Raw genomic sequence first — 23,503 nt, forward strand, 5'->3', positions numbered from 1 at the left:
CTACGAAACTTTGCAGGGGCGCGGCCGGAAACGGTCCGCGCCCAATTTGTATAGGCAAAATCATATAGGCTACTTGCCCCCTGCAGCAAAATCTGCCAATGTCCCACCAAAATTAGGACAGTATTATTGTCCATTCTATGGTTTTATCCTTTGCGCCATGCAGGGAGGAAGGGTAAACCAGATGTAAAACCGCAAGGTAGCCGTCTCCCGGTTATCCATTGCGTTTCTGCCCTTCTAAAAGCCGGCAAAGGCTCGAAAGGCAGATGGGACTTTCAAAGTCCCTTTCGAGCGGCCATTTGGATGCAGTGCCGCTCTTAGTGTAAAGAATTGGGCTGCTCACTCCGAGCCGTACAAAATGTACGACCCGAGACAGTGGCCTGCACGGACAAGTGGCGTACCGGCCGGTTCGGTAACTTTGGCGAGGACTTGAGAATGGGTGAAATGGATAAAAGCTTGATCGACGCATCCCGGCAGATTTCGGATGTGGCGACCACCCTTAAAAATCCGCCCGCACAAGGACTGTACGATCCGCGCAACGAGCACGATGCCTGTGGCATCGGCATGATCGCCAATATCAAGAATAAAAAGAGCCACGAGGTGGTGCAGAAGGGTCTCGAAATCCTTGAGAACCTCGAGCATCGCGGCGCAGTTGGCGCCGACCCTCTCATGGGCGACGGCGCGGGCATTCTGGTTCAAATCCCGCATGCCTTTTTCGATAAGACCACCGATTTCGACCTGCCCGCGGCAGGCCACTACGCCGTAATCATGGTTTTTTATCCCAACCTCACCGCATTGCGCGACAAGTGCGAGACGGTGATGAACGCATGCCTTGAAGGCGAGGGCCTCAAGGTTCTGGGCACGCGGGTTGTCCCGTTCGATAATTCCTGCCTCTCCGAGGGCGTGATCGCCACCCAGCCGATCATCGAACAGGTCTTTGTGGCGCGGCCCGATGGGCTTGCCACGCTCGACGATTTCGAGCGCAAGCTCCTGATCGTGCGCAAGGTTATTTCCAACACCGTCTATGCCGAAATCCCCGAGGCACAGGACGATAATGGTTTTTACATCGTTTCGATGTCGGCCCGCACACTGGTCTATAAGGGCATGTTCCTCGCCGACCAGTTGGGCAAGTTCTATCCAGACTTGCATGACGAGCAGTTCGAGAGCGCCATCGCGCTTGTCCACCAGCGCTTTTCGACCAACACCTTCCCCTCATGGAAGCTGGCCCACCCCTACCGGATGACCATCCATAACGGGGAGATCAACACCATCCGGGGCAACGTCAACTGGATGGCTGCGCGGCAGGCCTCCGTTGCGTCCGACCTGTTCGGCGACGAAATCTCCAAGATCTGGCCCATTTCCTACGAGGGCCAGTCCGATACCGCCTGTTTTGACAACGCGCTCGAATTCCTCGTGCGCGGCGGCTATTCACTGCCCCACGCGGCCATGATGCTAATTCCCGAAGCCTGGGCTGGAAACCCGTTGATGGACGAGGAACGCCGGGCGTTTTACGAGTATCACGCAGCACTGATGGAACCATGGGACGGCCCGGCCGCCATGTCGCTTTCGGATGGACGCTATGTTGTGGCGACGTTGGACCGCAACGGATTGCGCCCGGCGCGTTATCTTGTCACCAAGGAAGGCCATGTGGTTCTGGCGTCAGAATCCGGGGTGCTCGATATTCCCGACGAAGATATTGTGGAGCGCTGGCGCTTGCAGCCCGGCAAGATGCTGCTGCTCGATCTCGAAGAAGGCCGCATCGTCTCGGACGAAGAGATCAAGAAGGCGCTTTCGGGCAAGAACCCTTATGCCAAGTGGCTCGGCAAGACCCAGATCGTTCTGGAAGACCTGCCCAATACCGAACCGAAGGCTCCGCCCACCAGCGAGAGCCTGCTCGACCGCATGCAGGCGTTCGGCTACACGCAGGAAGACGTCAAGCTTTTGATGGCGCCCATGGCCACGACCGGCCAGGAAGCCGTCGGCTCCATGGGCACCGATACCCCGCTCTCGGCGCTCTCGGACAAGCCCAAGCTGCTCTATACCTATTTCAAGCAGAATTTTGCACAGGTCACGAACCCGCCTATCGACCCGATCCGCGAGGAATCGGTGATGAGCCTTGTGTCCTTTATCGGCCCGCGTCCGAACCTTTTCGATCTTGAAGGCCTTTCGACCGTCAAGCGGCTCGAAGTGCGCCAGCCCATTCTCACCAACGAAGATCTCGAAAAGATCCGTGCCATTGGCGAGATGGCTGACAACCAGTTCCAGACCGTTACCCTCGACATCACCTATGGCGTCGAAAAGGGCATAGAAGGCATGGGCGAGGCCATCGAGGCACTGTGCGCCCGCGCCGAAAAGGCTGTTCTTGGCGGCCATAACATCATCATCTTGTCCGACCGTCTCGTGTCGGCCAAGCGCATCGCCATTCCGGCGCTGCTCGCGACCGCGGCTGTCCACCATCACCTGATCCGCAAGGGTCTGCGGACGTCTTCGGGCCTGGTGGTTGAAACCGGCGAAGCGCGCGAAGTTCATCACTATGCCGTTCTGGCCGGCTATGGCGCGGAAGCGATCAACCCCTACCTGGCGTTTGAAACCCTTGCCGCCATGCACGCCGAGGGTGAGTTTCCCCCTGAAGTTTCGGCCGATGAAGTCATCCATCGCTACATCAAGTCGGTAGGCAAGGGGCTTTTGAAGGTGATGTCCAAGATGGGCATCTCCACTTACCAATCCTATTGCGGCGCCCAGATTTTCGATGCCGTCGGTCTTTCGACCGATTTGGTCAGGAAGTTCTTTTTTGGCACCGCAACCTCGATCGAAGGCGTTGGCCTCAATGAAATCGCCGAGGAAACCGTGCGCCGGCACGCGCTCGCCTTTGGTGAGGACGTCGTTTTGCGCAAGGCCCTCGATGTGGGCGGCGAATATGCCTATCGCATCCGCGGCGAAGCCCATGCCTGGGATCCGGGCATCGTTGCCAATCTCCAACATGCGGTACGCTTGAAAGGCAGTTCCAAAGAAACCGCACAGGACCGCTACAACGCGTTCGCATCGGCCGTAAACGGCGAAAATGAGAGCTTTTTGACCATCCGTTCGATGTTCGGGGTCAAGCCGTTTGGCGAGCCTGTCGATATTTCCGAAGTGGAATCTGCTGAATCGATCGTGCGACGCTTTTCAACCGGTGCAATGAGCTTTGGCTCGATCTCGCGCGAGGCCCATACGGCCCTTGCCATCGCCATGAACCAGATCGGCGGCAAGTCCAATACCGGGGAAGGTGGCGAAGAACCCGACCGGTTCAAGCCCATGCCCGATGGGTCGATGAACCCGCAACGCTCGGCCATCAAGCAGATCGCTTCGGGCCGGTTTGGCGTCACGACCGAATATCTGGTCAATGCCGATATGCTCCAGATCAAGGTCGCTCAGGGTGCAAAGCCCGGCGAAGGCGGGCAGTTGCCCGGCCACAAGGTCGATTGGGTGATTGCAAAGACCCGGCATTCGACACCCGGCGTGGGCCTGATTTCGCCCCCGCCGCACCACGATATCTATTCGATCGAGGATCTGGCCCAGCTCATCTACGATCTCAAGAACGTCAATCCCGAAGCTGACATTTCGGTCAAGCTCGTGTCGGAAGTTGGCGTGGGCACGGTCGCGGCTGGCGTTGCAAAGGCGCGCGCCGACCACATCACGATCTCCGGCTATGACGGCGGTACGGGCGCTTCGCCACTGACCTCATTGAAGCACGCTGGCGGTCCTTGGGAGATCGGCCTTGCCGAAACCCACCAGACACTCGTGCTCAACCGGCTGCGCTCGCGCGTCAAATTGCAGGTCGATGGCGGTCTCAAGACTGGTCGCGACGTATTGATCGGTGCGCTCCTGGGTGCGGATGAATTCGGTTTCTCGACGGCGCCGTTGATTGCGGCAGGCTGTATCATGATGCGCAAGTGTCACCTTAACACCTGCCCGGTCGGCATTGCCACACAGGACCCGGTCCTGCGCAAGCGGTTCAAGGGAACGCCCGAACACGTCATCAACTACTTCTTCTTTGTCGCCGAAGAACTGCGCCAGATCATGGCCCAGCTTGGCGTCAAAAAACTTAAGGATCTTGTTGGCCGCTCGGACCTTCTCGATCAGACCCGCTTGGTCAATCACTGGAAGGCCAAGGGGCTCGATTTCTCCAAGCTGTTCTATAAGCCCGAGCCCCTGGGCGGCGATACGATCTATCACTCCGAATTCCAGAACCACCATCTCGAAGCGGTTCTGGATCGCGAATTGATCCAAAAGGCACGCAACGCCATCGACACCAAGGAGCCCGTGCAGATCGACATGCCGATCCGCTCGCTCAACCGTTCCGCAGGCGCCATGCTGTCCGGCGAGGTAGCAAAAGCGCACGGTCATGCCGGGCTGGCCGAGGATACGATCGCGGTCAAGTTTACCGGTACGGCAGGCCAGAGCTTTGGCGCCTTCCTTGCCAAGGGCGTCAGCTTCGATCTTGAAGGCGATGCAAACGACTATGTTGGCAAGGGCCTTTCAGGCGGACGCATTGTCATCCGCCCATCGGCAAAGGCGCAGATCGTGCCCGAGAAGTCGATGATCGTAGGCAATACGGTGCTTTACGGCGCCATCGCCGGGGAATGTTATTTCCGCGGTGTGGCTGGCGAACGGTTCGCCGTGCGCAATTCCGGTGCCATTGCGGTTGTGGAAGGCACAGGCGATCACGGTTGCGAATATATGACGGGTGGGCTTGTCGTTGTGATCGGCCAGACCGGGCGCAACTTTGCTGCTGGCATGTCCGGTGGCGTGGCCTACGTTCTCGATGAGGACGACAGCTTCCGCTCGCGCTGTAACCTGGCCATGGTCGATCTCGAGCCGGTCGAGGAAGAAGAAGAACTCATGCGCAAGCTCCACCACCATGGTGGCGATCTTGAATGGCATGGCCGGGTCGATATTTCGGGCGACATGACCAAGCATGACGACGAACGGCTCTACCAGCTTATCTCGAACCACCTGCATTACACCGGCTCGGATCGCGCCAAGCATATCCTCGACAATTGGGAGGAATACCGGCCCAAATTCGTCAAGGTCATGCCGGTCGAATATCGCCGTGCGATTCAGGAAATGGAAGAAAAGCGCCGGGGCGGCAGAATGCGCCCGACGGCTGCGGAATAAAGGAGGAAAGCATGGGTAAGGTAACAGGCTTTCTCGAAATCGATCGTCAGGAACAGCGCTACGAACCGGCTTCGGATCGTATCCGCCATTTTGGCGAATTCACAATTCCGCTGACCGAGAACGAGGTCAAAAAGCAGGCTGCTCGCTGCATGGATTGTGGCATTCCCTATTGCCACAGCGAGGTAACGGGCTGCCCGGTCAACAACCAGATTCCCGACTGGAACGATCTGGTCTGGAACGATGACTGGCAAGAAGCGGCCCGCAACCTGCACTCCACCAACAACTTCCCCGAATTCACGGGCCGGATTTGCCCTGCCCCGTGTGAGGAAGGCTGCACGCTCAACCTCGAGAACACACCTGTCGCCATCAAGACCGTCGAACAGGCTATTGCCGATCGCGCCATTGGCGACGGCTGGATCAAGCCGCAGATCGCCAAGAAAAAAACGGGCAAGAAAATTGCCATTGTCGGGGCGGGCCCCGCCGGGCTCGCGGCGGCGCAACAATTGGCACGGGTCGGTCACGCCGTTCATGTCTATGAACGCGAACCAAAGCCGGGCGGCCTTCTGCGTTATGGCATTCCCGATTTCAAGATGGAAAAGCACCATATCGACTTCCGGCAGGCACAGCTTGAAGCCGAAGGCGTGATTTTCCACTTTGGCGAAAATATCGGCGTCTCCCGCCCGCTTTCGGACCTGCGCGAGAACCACGACGCCGTATTGCTTTGTGGCGGCTCGGAATTTCCACGTCACCCCGGTTGCGAAGGTACCGAATTTGAAGGTGTGCATTATGCCATGCCCTTCCTCGTCCAGCAGAACCGCCGCAATGGCGGCGAGGATGTCAGCAACGAAGAACAATTGCTCGCATCGGGCAAGCATGTGGTCGTGATCGGTGGCGGCGACACGGCTTCGGACTGCATCGGCACCTCGTTCCGGCAGGGCGCGATTTCAGTCACTCAACTCGATATTCGCCCCCAACCGCCTGAAATCGAAGACAAGCTCACAAACTGGCCGAACTGGGCCATAAAGATGCGCACGTCCTCCTCCCAGGCCGAAGGGGCCGTACGTGAATTCTCCGCAGGAACACTAGCCATTGTCGGCAACGAACAAGGCCATGTAACCGGTGTGAAATGCGCCCGCGTCAGCCAGTCGCGCAAGCCGATCGAAGGCACCGACTTCATTTTGAAGGCCGACCTGGTGCTGATGGCCATCGGCTTCGCCCATCCGATCCATGACGGTATGCTCAACGAGCTTGGCGCCAAGCTCGACAAGCGCGGCAATCTGTTTGCTGATACTTTCAGCTACAAGACGTCTGTTGATGGGGTTTATGCTGCAGGCGACATGCGCCGCGGCCAGTCCCTTGTCGTCTGGGCAATCCGCGAGGGCCGTCAAGCCGCCCGCGCCATAGATTTCGACCTGATGGGCGAAACCAACCTGCCGCGCTGAGCTTGAAAAAAAGAGCGTGTCCAGCAAAAGTGGAAACGGTTTTGCGGTTCGGACACGCGATAAAACAAAGATCTGGAGCCGGGTTTTGATTCAATCAAATCCTGAACGGCTCTAGAACCTGAAAACGGCCGGGCCTTGGTGCCCGGCCTTTTTATCGCCCGTATCGATTTTCGAGGGCCGGTTCGGGTACGGCGCCGAATGCATCCACGCGACCGGCGGGCGCAACCATCATGGTTTCCAGATCGAACCCTGCAAGCGCAGCCGACTGGCCTCCAGCCATGAGCAGATCGTTGGCGCGCCGCGTTTGCCCGCCAATCTGCTGCACCAATCCAGCCATCTCGAAATGCCGTGACTGCCCCAACCCTTGAAAGGGTGGACGCAGCATGTCCGCGGCATCGGTCCCGGCCAGAAGATCGGCCACTTCCGAGCGATTGCCGCCGGGACTGCCCGTATGATGCTGGCGAATGGCCCGATCAATGAAAAAGGCGAGCTTATCCGACCCGGCATTGGACAGGTGAATGCCATCCCCCTTGCGCATGGAAACGATATTGCCACTGAGATCAGGCCCGACAGCGGTGTAATTGCCAGCCTCGCTCATATAGCGTTCAAACGTCTCGACCCATTCGCCACCGGCCGATTGCACAGCCGATCTGTGCAATGCCGAAATCTGGGCCATATCAGAGGAAAACTGCGTACGCTCCATCGGCGGCAATTCGACCCAGACAAAAGGTTTGCCCGCCCGTGCCAGCGTATTGACGAAACGCTCTATACGCGCTGAATAGCTGGCTTTCCATTGCTCGGACAGCGCCGCGGCGCCTCCGAGCACCTGCCGGTCATTGATACCGACCATCACGACAGCAATATCGAAACTGTCATTGGCGATCGCCTGATCGAGCGCGCCTTGCCAATCGAAAAAATCGTTGCGTACAAAGCCCGAAGACCCAACGCCCTGCCCGATGACTCGCGTTGCCCGATCCTCGGCATAAAAACGGTTCATGGCAGCGGCCAGATCTACCGCTAGGGAATCGCCGAAAACCGCGATCCTTGTCGCATCCTCATCCTTGTCCACCGCCGCCGGCGCTGGCGGCAGGCTCGCCTGCGGTGCCGGGCGTGGCGCCTGTTGCTGGGGACGGGGCGACGACTGGGGCTGCGGCATGGTGCGCTGCTGGGTTGTCGCGGGCGGCTGACTGGGCTGATTGTTGGAATTGCCAAACAACACTTCAAACAGCGAACGGCGCGGCGCCTGATCCTGCGCATATGCCGCTGGCGCAGCCAAAGGCAGCGCCAAAAGCGCCAGCATGAATGCCACGATAAGGTGCCGGATCGTCATGGCGGAACTATACCCCAAACACGGTTGCGCGAACATTGCCAAAGCCCTCACTGACCCGCCTGAGCACGCAGAAGTGTAAGACTATTCGCGGTGATGAACCCATCGGCCACATGACCCGCCTGCGCCTGAAAGCGCGCGTAAGCGCTCTGCGTTATCGGCCCCACCATGCCGTCGATGGCGCCGCCATAATGGCCCAGTTGCGTCAGAAGCGTCTGAATTTCAATGCGCTCGGCCCGGTTCGGAAACCGCGTCTGGCGCGGCCAGGACGCGACAATCGGTCCCGACCCTTTGAGCCTGTCGGTCAGATGCCCTACAGAAAGCACGTAAGAATCGGAAAAATTATAGCCCTTTATTGCCAGGAAATTCGCCGTTGCGAGAAATTTCGGCCCATCTTTTCCGGCCGGAACGTAGAGAAATACCTCGGTATCGGGATTGCCGAACTGCCGTCCCGCAACGCGCGTCACACCCCGCTCGGCAAAAAACCGGATCGGGCGCATCTGCTCTCGATCCGCGAGCAGATAATCGAACCCGTCGGGTACCTCCACCTCAAAGCCCCAATCGAGCCCCGGCTGGTAGCCAAGTCCCCGCAGGTAGGCGGCAGAACTTGCCAGCGCATCGGCAAGCGAACCATGCACGTCAATCGTCCCGTTACCATCACCGTCCCGGCCATATTGTAGATAGGCAGTCGGGATGAGCTGCAAATGCCCCAAAGCCCCGGCCCATGAGCCGACAAGTTGGTCCGATGCCATGCCTGACCGCTGCAGGATCGTGAGTGCAGCAAGCAATTCAGCCTCATCTTCTGCCACACGTCCGCGCCGCTGATGGGCCAGACTTGCAAGCGAAGCGATGACCGGCTTTATCATCGCGCTATTGGAAAGCGCTGCGCCATAATCGGTTTCAACGCCCCAGATTGCCGCCAAAAGATAGGGATCGACCCCATAGGCCGCACCGATCTGCTCGAACAGCGCACGGTTCTGGCGATAGACCTGTTGCCCGCGCGAAATGCGCGAGGCGGTCACACGCTGATCGAGATAGTCCCATATCGGGGTGGCAAATTCGGGCTGGCCAGAGATGAGTCGGGCAATCGACTCATCCTGGCGCACCGGCCCCATCACCGCCCGATAAAAATCCAGTCCGATGCCGTGGCTGACAGCCACAGTCTCGAACCGGGTCTTGAAGGCATCGAAACTTTCAATCGGCTGCGCGAACGCTGGCGCCGCGCCCGATAGGACAAGCGCCAGCGCGAAAATGATCGACTTCAGACCGCGGGCCTGTCGTTTCGGGTATTGAGATAACGTTCCCATTTATAGGCCATTTCCACAATTGTTGGCAGGTCGTCAAATTGTGGCTCCCAGTCCATGGAGCGGATCCTGTCGGCCCCCGCAACGATCGATGCGGGGTCCCCGGCCCGGCGCGGACCATGCACGACCGGGAAATCCACCCCGGTTACCTGCTTGACTGTACTGACCACTTCATCAACCGAAAAGCCACGGCCATAGCCGCAATTCATTGTGCGGCTTTCCCCGCCCGCCCGCAAATGATCGAGCAGGATACCGTGCGCAGCGACAAGATCGGAGACATGAATATAATCGCGCACGCAGGTGCCGTCAGGGGTCGGATAATCGTCACCGAAAACGCTCATCGACGCGCGCAGCCCCAACGCAGTCTGCACCGCAACCTTGATGAGATGGGTCGCCCCTGCCGTCGATTGCCCCGAACGCATTTCAGGATCGGCCCCCGCAACGTTGAAATAGCGCAGGACGCCATAGGTCATGGGATGGGCGGCAGCAACGTCGGCCAACATCCATTCGCTCATCAGCTTGGACCGCCCATAGGGCGAAACGGGCGTCAAAACCGCGTCTTCGGCAACCGGTTCAAGCCCGACCATGCCGTAAACCGCGGCAGTGGACGAGAAAATGAAATGCTTGATACCATTTTGCACGCAGGTTTCGATCAGGTCGCGGGTGGCTGCAGTATTATTTCGATAATATTTGAGCGGATTTTCCACAGATTCGGGCACCACGACCGATCCTGCGAAATGGATGACCGCATCGATGCCATGATCCTGGATCAAACGGGAAACCAGCGCGTTATCGGCAATATTGCCCTGAACGAAGTCAACACGATGATCGACCATCCAGTCAAAGCCGGTCACGAGATTGTCCAGCACGACAACCTTTTCGCCCCGGTCGGCAAGATAAAGCACCATATGGCTGCCGATATATCCCGCGCCACCGGTCACAAGTACGCCCATGCTGTCCTCTTTGGTATGGTTCGTATAAAAAAGCGAACCCTCAACGGGTGATTGTGGGTTGCATTAGTGGCAATAAGCCCTTGAAACTCTCTTACGAAATATTCTTGCAAGAAAAAAGGAGGCCCATGTGGCCCAAAGAGTCCGAACTGCAGTCTTCCCCGTCGCCGGTCTTGGCACTCGTTTTCTGCCCGCCACCAAGGCAATGCCCAAGGAGATGCTGACCGTTGTCGATCGCCCCGTCATCCAATACGCATTTGACGAAGCCCGCGAAGCCGGAATCGAACATTTCGTTTTCGTGACCGGGCGCAACAAAGGTGTCATTGAGGATCATTTCGATCGTCAGTTTGAACTCGAGCAGACCCTGGAATCTCGCGGCAAGGCAGCGGCCCTTGAAGAATTGCGTCGCGACCTGCCGCGTGCCGGACAGACAAGTTTCACCCGGCAGCAGGAACCGCTGGGGCTTGGCCATGCGGTCTGGTGCGCACGCGATCTGGTAGGCCGCGAGCCTTTCGCTCTGCTTTTGCCCGATATGATTTTCCGCTCGGAACCCGGTGTGCTCAAGCAGATGATGGAAGCCTATGAGGAGACCGGCGGCAATGTGATCGCGGTCGAAGAAGTCGACCCTGCGGACGTATCGTCTTATGGCGTTGTCGCGCGCGGCGAGGGTCCCGATACCGGCTTTTCCATTACCGGCATGGTCGAAAAGCCAAAAGCCGATGAAGCGCCATCCAATCTCATCATCTCGGGCCGCTACATTCTCCAGCCTGAAATCTTTACGCTGCTGTCCGAACAAACGGTTGGCGCCGGCGGTGAAATTCAGATCACCGACGCCATGCGGCACCTTATGGATATGCAACGTTTCACCGGGGTGAAATATGAAGGCCGTTCATTCGACTGCGGTTCAAAGATCGGCTTTCTGACCGCCAATCTCGTTTTTGCGCTGGATCGGCCCGACATCGCCGATGCCTTTACCGCAGAGCTCAAGGCACTCGCGGACAGCCTGCCCATCAGTATTGAAGAGTAACACCACCGCTGATCCGGTGCTCCTCGCGTGTCGCCGGATCAGCATTTGCTCTCTCGCGCACACCATAGGCATAGTCGAAATTAAGACTACTGTGGCGCCCAAGCATAATATCGGAGCCGATACCGGCGGTCAGTCGGGTCTCACCCCAATTGCCATCCATATCGTACTGCCAGCCCGCGGCCGTGCTTGCCCGCAGAGCGAGCCATGAATTGACCCTATAGCTGCCCTCAAGCGTCAAATCGTAGTCCAATCTGGCCGCATTACCACCTCCGCCTGCCCCGATGGCGCTATCGAAAGCGAGGCGCAATTGCGTCGTGCCATTGGGACGCCAGCCAAGCGCCGCTCCGTAGAGAATGGAATGAGCCGTCTCAAGCGTATCCACGTCAAAAACGCGCCAGCCATAGCCAAGCGAGGCTTCGGTGGTTACGACATCGTTCCAGTTGCCACTTATCCCGCCGCGCAATCGAGGGAGCCAGCTATCCTGTTTTACGCCAAGACCGGGCGCAGCGGTATCGAATGCCTCCCGCGCCACATCGGCTTGCCCAAAGATCGAAATGATTGGAGAAATCTCTTGTGATAGCCGCAAACCGGCCGAAACGCGCGTGCTGCTATCCGCGCTGTTGTCGATGACACTGCCATCATTGAGCAATGTTTCGTCCTTGTATGAACGCGCTAGACCGGTCGAAAAGGTCGCCACCGCGCGGCCAAACTGGTGGGAGGCACGCGTGTTGACCTCACCTGCAAATTCCAGCGGCGCGGTCATCGCACCGCTTGGCGCAAAATCGAGACCGCGCGGATCGTTCTGACGTATTGCAAGAGCACCCTCGGCCGAAAGGCCGGTAAAGGAATCGAGCCTGTGCGCCACATCGAACGACATGCGCGCCTCTTCGATTCGCGCGTCGTTATCCCCCGGCGCCACCACCGACACTTCGCTATTGATCCCCACCTGCGTCCGCGACCCCTCATAGATCCAAGAGGCGCGCGGCGTGGCAATCAGATCGAAGCGCTCATTGTCCTCGCTTATGACGAAACGCCCCCTCAGGCTTACTCCATAGCGAAATTGCCACGGCGAGTGCGAAACGGGCGGAGGCTGATATTCCGGCGCAGGCTGGATCGGCTCATAGGCAACGGGTACTGCCACGTCGGCTCCCGCAGGTTCAGGTGCGGCCACAGGTGCCGGGGCAGCGTGAGTCCTTAGAGGCTGTTCGAGCGCCCGCGCCTGGATTTCAGGATGGCACAACATGGGCCGCTCACAAAACGGTCCGTATGAACCGCGCAGCAGATCGGGGTTGTTCGTGCGCGATCCATCCCCTTGTGCATAAGCGCCAAAGGCAAAACCGATCACCAGCGCAGCGACCACCGCGATCAGCAGCGTCTGTATCTGGTTGGTCTGCGCATTCAAGGTAAGGCACTCCGATAGCGCGGCACGCGCGCGCCCACGATTTCAACTTATGGTTAAAAAAGCCTTATCAAAAAAGGTCCTCAGCACCCTTTGTCGCAAATTGAGATGCTCGCGATTAAGAGGTGATTAGACTCTCTCCCCCTATAGTCCCCCTCAATGAGTATTGCGTACGCGCAGAACGCGCGAGGAGTATCGGCATGGATTTGGCCACAATTATCGGCATCGTCTTCGGGGCAGCGGTTATCGCCTTTGCCATCTTCATGGGGGGCTCATTCGCTGCCTTTGTGGACGCTCCGGCGATCCTCATCGTTCTGGGAGGCGGCTTTGCCGCAACCCTGATCCGCTTTCCGCTCTCAGGTGTCGCAAAAGCGGTCGTAACCGGCGGACGCGAAGCCTTCACGCACAAGAAAGTCGAGCCGCGCGAACTGATCGAAAAGATTGCGCAAATGGGCGACGTCGTACGCAAGCAAGGTCCGCTCGGGCTCGAAGGTGTCGATTTTGACGAGCCGAGCCTGCGCAAGGGCGCTCAATATATCGCCGATGGCTACGATGCTGCCTTCATCCGCGAATCGATGGAACTCGAGCGTGACCGCTATCTGGCGCGTCTTTCCGAGGGCCAGCGTGTTTTCAAATCCCTTGGCGATGCGGCACCGGCATTCGGCATGATCGGAACCATCGTCGGCCTGGTCCAGATGCTGGGCAATATGGATGACCCGTCCGCCATCGGCCCGGCCATGGCGGTTGCGCTTTTGACCACCCTCTACGGCGCTGTGCTGGCCAATCTGGTCTGCTTGCCCATTTCCGACAAGCTGATTGCCAAGCTGGACGTTGAGGAAGTCAACCAGACCCTCATCATCGACGGCGTCATGTCCATTCGCGATGGCAAGAGCCCGACCCTGATCCGCGAAATGCTCGTTGCCTATCTGCCCGAACACCAGCGCGACGGCGAAGTCGGCGCACAAGCTCAGCTCAAGGCAGCCTGATCATGGCAGCGGCAGTCGCAGGAAAGAAAAAAAACCGACGGCAAGCCTTCGTCCCTGAATGGCTTGTGACCTTTGCCGACCTCATGTCGATCCTCGTGGTCTTTTTCGTCCTGATCATTTCCTTTTCGATTCAGGACGAGCGCAAACTGCAGGTGGTTGCGGGCTCCATGCGCGACGCATTCGGCGTCGTGCAGACCTTCTCCAATTCCGCAGTCATGGAACGTGACGGCAATCCCGAGCGCCAGTTCCAGCGCATGCTGACCCATGAAATCAACCCGGCCGAAAGTCAGTTTGCAACCGAAGACCATGATCGTTTTTCCAATCAGGGACCGCGCGCCAACACGTTTGACGATGAGCGCAACGACATTGAAACGCCCAAGCTGTTTTCGCTGGCGGCTGCCAGCGTTCAGCAGGCATGGCGCGAAAATCCCGACATAACGACCATCGCGGACCAGTTGATCGTCGAGGAGACCGAGGAAGGTCTCGATATCCTCATTGTCGATCAGGAGGGCCGCCCGATGTTCCCAGAAGGGTCCAAATATCCTTATGAGGCGACCCGCGCGGCTATCGCGGCCATCGCACCCGTGATCCAGCGCCTACCCAATCAGATTCAGGTTTCCGGCCACACCGCAGCAGGCAATCACTATTCCGACCCGCGCTATGGCGCTTGGGAGCTGTCCTTTGACCGTGCCAATGCTGCCCGGCAGATTCTTGAGGAATTTGGGCTGTCTTCGGGCCGGATCAAGGCGGTTGTCGGCCGGGCCGAAACCGAACCCTATTTCGCCAATGACCCGTATCTGTCGGCAAACCAGCGGGTCAAGATAACGATCCTCAACGAGGAACCGCCGGTCCCCATTACCTGGGAACCATAGGGATCTATCGGGTTGACCGGGGCGCCTACGTACATCGTCCGGGATCCGCGCTTACCCTTGGTTAGCCTTTTGCGATCAGCCTCAGGGCCGAAGACAGATTCGGAGAAACGGGCGTGAACAAGGTCAATCCAGCGCGCAGGAATGGCGGCCAGACATTTGGGCGGCGCAGGGCCAATCCCGCATTGCGCCCGGTTCGGCATCGGCGCCGGTCCGGGTCATTGATCGAAATTGCTCTGGGGCTGCTGATTGTCGTCCTGCTGGCCTATATCGCGCAGGCGCGCGGCCTTGTCGATCTGTCCAGTCTCATCCAGCCGCGTCCGGCAACCACCGCGACAACACCGCTGGCACAAGGCACCACCATCTTCCGGAGCTTTGTCTTGTGCCCCCGTTCCGGCGGCACCTGCGTCATCGATGGCGATACGATCCGCATTGACGGCCAATCGATCCGCATCGCCGATATCGATACGCCCGAAATCCGATCCCATCAGTGCGCGGAAGAACTGGCGCTGGGCCAAAGGGCGACCGACCGGATGCTCGAACTGGTCAATGCAGGCCCATTCACGCTCGAGATGTGGGACCATCGCGATGAGGATCGCTATGGCCGCAAACTGCGCGTTCTCAAGCGTGATGGTCAGTCGCTCGGCATGATTCTGGTTGCCGAAGGTCTCGCCCGTCCCTGGGGCGGCGCCCGCCAACCCTGGTGCTGATACGGCGAGGATCAGGCAGCTTCATGCCCCTCAGTCTTGCCGGACAACCCGTCGATGATTGGGCATTCGGGCCTGGCGTCGCCATGACAGTTCTCGACCAGATGCCCGAGCACGCCGCGCAACTCGGTCAATTCCGCGATCTTTCGGTCGATCTCACCGAGCTTTTCTGTCGCGATTGCCTTTACATCCGCACTGGCGCGACTGCGATCGGCATAAAGCGAGAGCAATTGCCGACACTCTTCGACCGAAAAGCCAAGACTTCTCGCGCGCTGCACAAACCGCAATCGGTGAACATCCTCTTGTGAATAGTCACGATAGCCGTTTGCGGCGCGATCGGCCTTGAGAAGGCCTATATCCTCATAATAGCGAATGGTCTTGGGCGGCAGGCCCGATCGCTCGGCGGCGGCTCCGATATTCATGGCGACATCTCCAAATCTGTTGTTCCCAATATAAGATTCCAGCAACTGGAAGCTCAAGGGGCAACCGATGACGGCCAGACTGGCCGCGCGATGCCCAAAGAACAAGCGTTCGGCTTTCTTAGGAATTTCGTTCAACCCGCTTGACCTTCCATTGACAGGAAGGTCCACAAAGGCACCATTGGGCTTCCAGCAGGATTAGAAAATGACGACCCGCGCAACGATTCATACCGAAATCGAACCGAACACGTCTCACTCACAGCCGAAAATTACACTTCCCGTGCTGGGTATGAGTTGTGCCTCATGCGTTGGCCGCGTCGAAAAGGCGCTGGCGCGGGTGGACGGTGTAAAGAATGCAAATGTCAATCTGGCGACGGAGCGCGCCGAAATCACCCTGGAAAAGCCCATCGACACGGCCTCGCTGGTGCTGGCGATTGAGGATGCAGGCTATGAGGTTCCTGCCCACAAGCTGGAACTGGCCATCGATGGTATGACCTGCGCGTCCTGTGTGGCGCGGGTGGAAAAAGCATTGCTGACAGTGCCGGGCGTAAACGCTGCTTCGGTTAATCTCGCCTCCGAGCGCGCATCGGTGTCGGCGGGCGCCGCGGTCACTGAAGCCGGTCTCGTGGCGGCGATAGCATCCGCGGGCTACCAGGCTCAGGTCGTGCGCGGCACCGGGGATGACGAAGCTCACGCGATCCGCAAACAGGTCGAACAGAACGCGTTGGCCCGTTACGTTGCCATCGCCGCCATCCTGACATTTCCCGTCTTTGTGCTGGAGATGGGTTCGCACCTTGTTCCTGCCATCCACCATTTCGTCATGACCACCATCGGTATGCGCGAGAGCTGGTATCTTCAATTTGCGCTGACGACAGTGGTGCTGTTCTGGCCGGGCCTGCGCTTTTACAGGATAGGTCTGCCGGCCCTTGCCAAAGGCGCGCCAGATATGAATTCGCTGGTCGCGGTCGGCACGCTCGCGGCATGGCTCTATTCGGTGGTTGCGAGCTTTGCCCCGCACTTGCTGCCAGTGGGAACCGTCAATGTCTATTTCGAGGCCGCCGCTGTTATCGTCACCCTGATCCTGCTTGGCCGTTATCTCGAGGCTCGCGCCAAGGGCCGGACCTCGGAAGCCATCAAGCACCTTGTCGGCCTTCAGCCCAAGACCGCGCGCGTGCATCGCGACGGTGAGATAGTTGAACTACCACTCTCCCAGATTGTAACCGGCGATCTCCTCGACCTGCGACCCGGTGAGCGCATCGCGGTCGACGGCGAAGTGGTCGACGGATCGTCCTTTGTCGATGAGTCCATGCTTACGGGCGAGCCGGTGCCGCTGGAAAAAGCGTCCGGCGCCGCCGTGGTGGGCGGTACGATCAACCAGACCGGCGCGCTGACCTTCCGTGCGACCGCCGTTGGCGCTGACACCATGCTGGCGCAGATCGTTCGCATGGTCGAGCAAGCGCAATGGTCCAAGCTTCCCATCCAGGCCCTGGTTGACCGGGTAACGCTGTGGTTCGTGCCCGCCGTCATGCTCGTGGCGGCGCTGACTTTCCTGGTCTGGGCAATCTTTGGACCGGATCCTGCGATCACCTTCGCACTGGTCAATGCCGTGGCGGTGCTGATCATCGCCTGCCCATGTGCCATGGGCCTTGCGACACCGACCTCGATCATGGTCGGCACCGGCAGGGGCGCCGAAATGGGCGTCCTGTTCCGCAAGGGCGAGGCGCTGCAGTCGCTAAAGGACGCCCGCGTCGTAGCGCTCGACAAGACGGGCACGCTGACCGAGGGCAAGCCTGCCCTGACCGACCTCGAAACAGCAGACGGATTTACCCGCGACGCGGTTCTGGCATTGGTCGCAGCGGTTGAAGCCAAGTCCGAACACCCCATCGCGCGCGCCATCGTTGAGGCCGCGCACGCAGAGAACCTGTCACTTCCCGAACTCGCGAACTTCGATAGCGTCACCGGCTATGGTGTACGGGCCGAGGCGGGAGGGCAACGGGTCGAGATCGGAGCGGATCGGTTCATGGCAAAGCTCGGTATCGACATTGCCCCGTTTGCCGCCACCGCTTCGCGTCTGGCAGAAGATGGAAAATCGCCGCTCTATGCCGCAATCGACGGCAAGCTCGCCGCCATTGTCGCGGTTGCCGACCCGATCAAGCCGACCACGCCAGCGGCCATTTCTGCCCTCCATGATCTGGGACTCAAGGTCGCCATGATCACCGGCGACAACCGCCGCACCGCCGAGGCAATCGCACGGCGGCTGGGAATCGATCGGGTGGTGGCCGAAGTCCTGCCTGACGGCAAGGTGGCGGCCATCCGCGATTTGAAGACCGAATATGGCAAGCTCGCCTTTGTTGGCGACGGGATCAACGACGCACCCGCGCTTGCCGAAGCCGATGTGGGCATTGCAATCGGTACGGGCACCGATATTGCCATCGAGGCCGCTGATGTGGTGCTGATGTCGGGCAGCCTCAAGGGCGTGCCCAACGCAATCGCGCTCTCAAAGGCAACAATCCGCAACATTCGGCAGAACCTGTTCTGGGCCTTTGCCTATAACACCGCGCTTATCCCGGTCGCTGCAGGTGTGCTCTATCCTGCCTTTGGGCTGCTGTTATCGCCCGTTCTGGCCGCAGGGGCTATGGCCATGTCGAGCGTCTTTGTGCTCGGCAATGCACTGAGGTTGAAGCGCTTCCGCATACCCATGAGCGATGATCGGCAAGCTCAGATTCAACTTTAGTCGCATATCGATCTTGGCGGCGGCGCTCAACCTGCTATAGAAGCGCCATCACGGCCAGATCACGAGGGGGATGCCATGTTTGTTGTTTCAGGGGAAAGCCTGATCGATCTGGTTTCCAAACCTGATGTCAATGGCGGCGTTCTGGAGATGGGCGCGCATCCGGGCGGTTCGCCGTATAACTGCGCAATTGCGCTATCCAAATTGGGCAACGATACCGGCTTTCTTTGCCCCATCTCCCAAGATACATTCGGCGATCTCCTGCTTGGGCCACTCAATGCGGCAGGGGTTCACCAACTCGTTGCCGGCCGCTCCCCCTGCAACACCACCCTTGCGGTTGTGACCCGCAACGCAAAAGGGCTTCCCGCCTACGCCTTTTATCGGCAGGGCACAGCAGAGCGCGATATTTCCCGCGACAAGCTGGAAAAAGCTCTCCCCCCGGCAATCGATCTGTTCCAGATCGGTGGGTTTCTGCCCATCGAACCCGGCGACGCTGAAATCTGGCTCGATGTGGTCCGCAAAGTCGCTACAAGCGGCGCGGTGCTCTCCATTGATCCCAATGTGCGTCCCAGCCTGATTTCAGACTTTGACGGCTATAAGGACCGCCTCGGCCAGTTTCTCGATCTGGCTCATATCGTCAAGGTCTCCGACGAAGACCTCGCCGCGCTCGATGCCGGCAAGTCCCTTGAGGATCACGCATCGGACCTGCTTGCCCGCCCCAATTGCGAATTGGTCGTTGTAACGAAAGGGGAAGAGGGTTCGCGCGCCTTCACCACCCGCGCCCAGGCCAGCGCGCCGATATACAGCCCGCCGGTCTTTGGCGACACGGTCGGCGCTGGCGATAGTCTGATGGCTGGTCTTTTAACGGCCATTGCCGATCGCAACGCATTGGCGCCGGGCAAGATCGGGGCACTTGACGGCCTCGCGCTCACCGAAATCCTGCGGTTCGGCGCGGTCGTGGCCGGGCTCAATTGCGCCCATATCGGCTGTGTGCCCCCAACCCGCGCCGAAGTCGAATCCATCTTGGCCCAGGGCTAATCGCCAAACCTTTCTCACAAGATGGCGAGCAGGTTGTCTGGCAGCAATGCCTTTGCTCTTATGCTGGCAGTCGGCAATGAGGGGATCGCAGACCATGCCAAGAAAACGATTGATTGCGCTTGGGCTTATCGTTCTGGCGGGCCTTGTAACGACCGCTTTCATGCTGCGCCCGGTAAACGGACCCGTCCGGCAGCTTGATCTTGCAAGCGCCAATCCGGCCCATGGCGACTATCTCATAAGGCTTGGCGGCTGCGTCGCGTGTCATACCGATACGCGCAATGATGGTGCATTTCTCAGCGGCGGCGCACCGCTCGAATCCCCGTTCGGCACTTTCGTCGCCCCCAATATCACCTCCGATCCGGTTCACGGCATCGGCGGCTGGACCCTTGAGCAATTTGCCGCGGCCATGAGCGAAGGGATTGCCCCGGACGGCAGCCATTACTATCCCGCCTTCCCCTATGCCAATTACACACTGATGAGCGATGCCGACATTGCCGATCTCTATGCGGCGCTACAGCTTGTACCTCCGGTTGCCGCATCGGCTGCCGACCATCAGATCGGTTTTCCCTTCAATATGCGCTTTGGTCTTGCTGCCTGGAAAAACCTGTTTTTCGCTCCCGCTCGGTTCGAGCCGGACCCAAACCGTTCCGGCCTTTGGAACCGCGGCGCCTATATCGTCAACGGTCCGGGCCATTGCGGCGCCTGCCACACCCCGCGAAACTTTATCGGGGGCCAGACCGCCGAACCGCTCTCGGGCGGCGACGCGCCAGCGATCACCGCCGAGGCGCTGACCGTCCTGGGCTATGACCGTGAATGGCTCGAGGAGGTTCTTGAAGGCGGCGTCACCCCCTCCTTCGATATTCCCGGTGGCACCATGGCCGAAGTGATCTCGGAAAGCACAACTCACTGGACACAGGATGATATTGCCGCCGTGGCCACTTACATGCTCGACATCGAGGATTGAGATCGATGAATAGCGACACCGAGCGCCCTGCCATTGTTCAGATCGCCTGCAAAGATCAGGCCGAAGCTGACGCCATCGCGCGCCATCTGATCGAGACCCACCTCGCCGCCTGCATTCAGTCCCACGCCATCAAAAGCACCTATGCCTGGCAGGGCAAGATCGAACAGGGCGAAGAGATCATGCTGACGGTCAAGACCCGTACAGCGCTCTTTTCAGCACTCGAAGCAACGGTCGTTGCGCTGCATTCCTATGAGGTACCCGAAATCGTGATGATCGAGATCTCGGCAGGCCACGCGCCCTATCTCGACTGGCTTGCAACCCAAACCGCCAGCCGGACAAAATAATTGCCCGATTTGCGTTTTTTGTCAGGTCCGGGGGTGGACCTGAGCCAAACGCACCCTATTCTTTAATAAGCGCTTTTTATACTCGTCTCTGGCGGCCGGTTCCGGCCGACCGCTTCATTGCCATTTTTACGATCCTATCCTGTGTCAATACAGGGGTAACAATTTCTGGGTGCCGCCAATGGTCGATTGGATTTTCCCGCTGATCCTTATCGGAGCGGGACTAATCGTGATCTCTGTCCTTACAAGCCTTGTGGCTTTTCGTTTTGGCGCCCCGCTGCTTTTGATCTTTCTCGGCATCGGCCTTGTTGCTGGCTCAGACGGTCTTGGCCTGCAATTTGACGATGTGAATACCGCCTATTTCGTCGGCTCTCTCGCGCTTGCCGTTATTCTGTTCGATTCCGGCTTCGGCACCTCGCTCAAGGCCTTCCGGCAAACCGCTGCTCCATCCATCATACTGGCAACGATCGGGGTTGTCCTCACAACGCTTGTCGTTGGCATAGCCGCTCATTTCGTCCTCGGCCTCACGCTGCTTGAGGGCATGTTAATGGGCGCGATTGTCTCTTCGACCGACGCCGCTGCGGTGTTTTTCCTGCTGCGTGTGGGCGGCATCACCATCCGTGAAAAAGTCAGGTCGACCCTTGAGGTGGAGTCGGGATCGAACGACCCGATGGCCATCTTTTTGACCGTCATGTTCGTGGAACTTTTAATATCGGGCACCAGCCTTGGCGAGTTGACCCACGAACTGCTCGCGGGCTTTGCCATTCAGATGGGGCTCGGCGTCGTGGTCGGCATAGGCGGGGGCCTTTTGATCGTTCAGGTCATCAACCGGCTTGAGCTTGAAGGCGCGCTCTATCCCATCATGGTGCTGGGCATGGCCATTTCGATCTTTGCCTTGACCGGCCTGCTCGGTGGCTCGGGAGCCCTTGCTGCCTATATTGCCGGCCTTGTCGCAGGCAATCGCCGCGTGCGCGGGAAATCTTCACTGGTGCGATTTCAAGATGGCATGACCTGGCTTGCCCAGATCGTGATGTTCCTCATCCTCGGACTTCTGGCCAACCCTTCGCAATTCGCATCTGTTGCGCTGCCAGCCATTGCGCTGGCCCTGTTCCTGATGTTTGTTGCCCGTCCCATTGCGGTCTGGCTGTGCCTTCTGCCCTTCCGCTATCAGCGTGACGAAATCGCTTTCGTTTCATGGGTGGGCCTGCGCGGCGCCGTTTCGATCCTTCTGGCCATACTGCCCCTGATTGCCTTCCTGCCCAACGGGACGATGATGTTCAATACGGCCTTCATCATCGTATTGACCTCACTGCTTGTGCAGGGCTGGACCATCAGGCCCATGGCCCAATGGTTGGGACTTATCGTACCGCCGCGCATCGGACCGGTCGAGCGCGTGGGGCTGGAATTGCCCGGCAATGCCCATCACGAACTCATCGTTTATCACGTCGTCCCCGGCAGCCCGGTTGCCGAGGGCGAACGCCTGCCGCGCTGGGCACGGCCCTCGCTTGTCGTCCGCGACGGGCAATCCATGCGCTATCAATATGCGGGCCGGATCAAGCCGGGCGATTACATCTATATGTTCATCGCACCGCGCTATACGCGTCTGCTCGACCGGCTCTTTGCAAGTCCGGCCAAAGTGGAGGCCGACGACAAGGACTTCTTCGGCGCCTTCCCCATCAATCCGGAAAAGCCCATAAGCGCCCTGCGGGAAGCCTATGGCATGAACATTGCACCCAATGTGTCGGCGGACAAGTCCATCTCCGAGTTCATGGTTGAGCGCCTTGGCGGCAGCGCCGAAGAAGGCGATCGGGTCGCGGTTGGCAATCTTGAGTTGATCGTGCGCAGCGTCGATGTAAACGGCAACGTCGCCGATGCCGGCCTGACCATCGATCAGGAACCTCAGCCGGCCCGCGTCAAGTTCTTCCTCAATGGCCGGGAATTGCTCGAATTGGCAACCACGCGAATGCGCCGGCTCAAAAGGCGACGGCAAAAGCCCTTCGCCAAGCCGGTTGCTTCACCGGCCTCGGGTGCAGAACAACCATCGACCGAAACGGACGGACCGACAGAGCCGATCGAAAACGCACGGCAATCCTGACGGCAACCGGGTTAACCGGCCAGATAAGCATACCCACGATTGTGCCAGAGCAGCGGCTTGTGATCGCCAAATTCCGAAGCCATGAAAACGCCTGCGAAAAGGCAATGCGTGTCCAATTCGATCACGCCGGCCAACTGACAATCGATCACCGCCATTGCCCCTGAAAGTTTGGGGCGCCCGGAAGCCCAGGACTGCCATTGCCCCGTATCGAACCGGCCGCCTGAAATCGACTTGCCTGCGAATATGTCGGCAATATCGTTTTGATCGGACGCCAGCATGGCAACAGAAAATCCGCCGGTGCGGACGATCTGCTCGGCCAACGCGCTACCTTTTGTGATTGAGACCACAAGCGAGGGCGGCGTGGCGCTCAAGGACGCCATTGCGGTCACAGTCCGGCCTTCCCACTGGCCCGCTTCCCCGGACGTGACGATACACACACTTGAGGCAAGGTGAGCCATCGTATCGGCAAATTGGCGATGACTTACAGGACCGGCCTCAAGCGGGATTCCATCCAGGGTCAGCGTGCGAACGGAGACTTCCGGAGCACTTTGATCCCCATCTGGTGACAAGGTCGAAGCCAACCCTTTTTGCAACGGCATATTGCCTACTTTCATTCGTATCGTGCGCCTCGCTCCAATTCGGGGAGCCAAAAGCCGCAAACTGCAAATATGGCATTGCCGATTGCCCTTTGTAAGAGCGCCACGTGTTGCCAGATCACGCGGCCCATGACATTTTTGTCATGGCGGCAAT

Annotated in this window: 17 protein-coding genes; 11 read left to right on the forward strand and 6 right to left on the reverse strand. The window is 58.9% G+C overall.

Features of this window, described 5'->3' with window-relative positions; translation table 11 throughout:
• Positions 1–432: 432 nt before the first annotated feature.
• A complete protein-coding gene (gene gltB, locus EO133_RS16750) occupies positions 433–5,154 on the forward strand; it encodes a glutamate synthase large subunit (protein WP_164735064.1) in 4,722 nt (1,573 codons plus the stop codon).
• Positions 5,155–5,165: 11 nt separating this feature from the next.
• The gene (locus EO133_RS16755) at positions 5,166–6,596 is read left to right on the forward strand and encodes a glutamate synthase subunit beta (RefSeq protein ID WP_127073796.1); all 1,431 of its coding nucleotides are present in this window, start codon (positions 5,166–5,168) and stop codon (positions 6,594–6,596) included.
• A gap of 151 nt (positions 6,597–6,747) precedes the next feature.
• On the opposite strand, the gene EO133_RS16760 is transcribed toward EO133_RS16755, so the two are convergent.
• Genes EO133_RS16760 through galE form a run of 3 tightly spaced genes read right to left on the reverse strand, consistent with a single transcriptional unit; the run spans position 6,748 to position 10,180 of the window.
• Positions 6,748–7,926, reverse strand: coding sequence for a DUF459 domain-containing protein (locus tag EO133_RS16760; RefSeq protein ID WP_164735065.1), 1,179 nt, complete (start codon positions 7,924–7,926; stop codon positions 6,748–6,750).
• Between the two features lie 47 nt (positions 7,927–7,973).
• Positions 7,974–9,230, reverse strand: a complete 1,257-nt coding sequence (locus EO133_RS16765; protein WP_127073798.1) for a lytic murein transglycosylase — start codon at positions 9,228–9,230, stop codon at positions 7,974–7,976.
• Positions 9,185–10,180: a UDP-glucose 4-epimerase GalE gene (gene galE / locus EO133_RS16770; RefSeq protein ID WP_127073799.1), complete on the reverse strand. Its 996-nt coding sequence runs from the start codon at positions 10,178–10,180 to the stop codon at positions 9,185–9,187. Before galE ends, EO133_RS16765 begins: the two co-directional genes overlap by 46 nt.
• Before the next feature lie 127 nt (positions 10,181–10,307).
• Here galE and galU point away from each other — a divergent pair, with 127 nt between their 5' ends.
• Positions 10,308–11,204: a UTP--glucose-1-phosphate uridylyltransferase GalU gene (gene galU / locus EO133_RS16775; protein WP_127073800.1), complete on the forward strand. Its 897-nt coding sequence runs from the start codon at positions 10,308–10,310 to the stop codon at positions 11,202–11,204.
• Here the strand turns inward: galU and EO133_RS16780 are convergent.
• Positions 11,188–12,606 carry an outer membrane beta-barrel protein gene (locus tag EO133_RS16780; RefSeq protein WP_127073801.1) on the reverse strand — a complete coding sequence of 473 codons (1,419 nt, stop codon included), beginning with the start codon at positions 12,604–12,606 and terminating at the stop codon, positions 11,188–11,190. The genes galU and EO133_RS16780 overlap by 17 nt on opposite strands.
• Positions 12,607–12,803: 197 nt before the next feature.
• On the opposite strand from EO133_RS16780, the gene EO133_RS16785 reads away from it, so the two are divergent.
• The 3 genes from EO133_RS16785 (at position 12,804) to EO133_RS16795 (ending at position 15,168) form a co-directional block, all read left to right on the forward strand.
• The gene (locus EO133_RS16785; RefSeq protein ID WP_127073802.1) at positions 12,804–13,589 is read left to right on the forward strand and encodes a motility protein A; all 786 of its coding nucleotides are present in this window, start codon (positions 12,804–12,806) and stop codon (positions 13,587–13,589) included.
• Positions 13,590–13,591: 2 nt separating this feature from the next.
• Entirely contained in the window at positions 13,592–14,461 is an 870-nt protein-coding gene (locus EO133_RS16790; RefSeq protein ID WP_127073803.1) for an OmpA/MotB family protein, read from the forward strand.
• A 113-nt stretch (positions 14,462–14,574) separates the two neighbouring features.
• Positions 14,575–15,168, forward strand: coding sequence for a thermonuclease family protein (locus EO133_RS16795; RefSeq protein ID WP_244640846.1), 594 nt, complete (start codon positions 14,575–14,577; stop codon positions 15,166–15,168).
• Between the two features lie 11 nt (positions 15,169–15,179).
• On the opposite strand, the gene cueR is transcribed toward EO133_RS16795, so the two are convergent.
• Positions 15,180–15,587: a Cu(I)-responsive transcriptional regulator gene (gene cueR / locus EO133_RS16800; protein WP_127073804.1), complete on the reverse strand. Its 408-nt coding sequence runs from the start codon at positions 15,585–15,587 to the stop codon at positions 15,180–15,182.
• A gap of 286 nt (positions 15,588–15,873) precedes the next feature.
• Here cueR and EO133_RS16805 point away from each other — a divergent pair, with 286 nt between their 5' ends.
• The 5 genes from EO133_RS16805 (at position 15,874) to EO133_RS16825 (ending at position 22,753) form a co-directional block, all read left to right on the forward strand.
• On the forward strand, positions 15,874–18,318 hold the full coding sequence (locus EO133_RS16805) for a heavy metal translocating P-type ATPase (protein ID WP_244640859.1): 2,445 nt from the start codon (positions 15,874–15,876) through the stop codon (positions 18,316–18,318).
• Between the two features lie 75 nt (positions 18,319–18,393).
• Complete coding sequence (locus tag EO133_RS16810) at positions 18,394–19,353, forward strand: carbohydrate kinase family protein (RefSeq protein ID WP_127073806.1); 960 nt, start codon at positions 18,394–18,396, stop codon at positions 19,351–19,353.
• A gap of 94 nt (positions 19,354–19,447) precedes the next feature.
• The gene (locus EO133_RS16815; RefSeq protein ID WP_127073807.1) at positions 19,448–20,317 is read left to right on the forward strand and encodes a c-type cytochrome; all 870 of its coding nucleotides are present in this window, start codon (positions 19,448–19,450) and stop codon (positions 20,315–20,317) included.
• A 5-nt stretch (positions 20,318–20,322) separates the two neighbouring features.
• Positions 20,323–20,661 (forward strand): divalent-cation tolerance protein CutA, encoded by a 339-nt coding sequence (gene cutA, locus EO133_RS16820; protein ID WP_127073808.1) that lies wholly within the window; start codon positions 20,323–20,325, stop codon positions 20,659–20,661.
• A gap of 178 nt (positions 20,662–20,839) precedes the next feature.
• Positions 20,840–22,753, forward strand: a complete 1,914-nt coding sequence (locus tag EO133_RS16825; protein WP_127073809.1) for a potassium/proton antiporter — start codon at positions 20,840–20,842, stop codon at positions 22,751–22,753.
• 11 nt (positions 22,754–22,764) lie between these two features.
• Here EO133_RS16825 and EO133_RS16830 read toward each other — a convergent pair whose 3' ends face one another.
• Entirely contained in the window at positions 22,765–23,367 is a 603-nt protein-coding gene (locus EO133_RS16830) for a flavin reductase family protein (protein ID WP_244640847.1), read from the reverse strand.
• Positions 23,368–23,503: the final 136 nt, after the last annotated feature.

The sequence above is a fragment of the Pelagibacterium lentulum genome (assembly GCF_003992625.1).
Classification (GTDB): Bacteria; Pseudomonadota; Alphaproteobacteria; order Rhizobiales; family Devosiaceae; genus Pelagibacterium; species Pelagibacterium lentulum.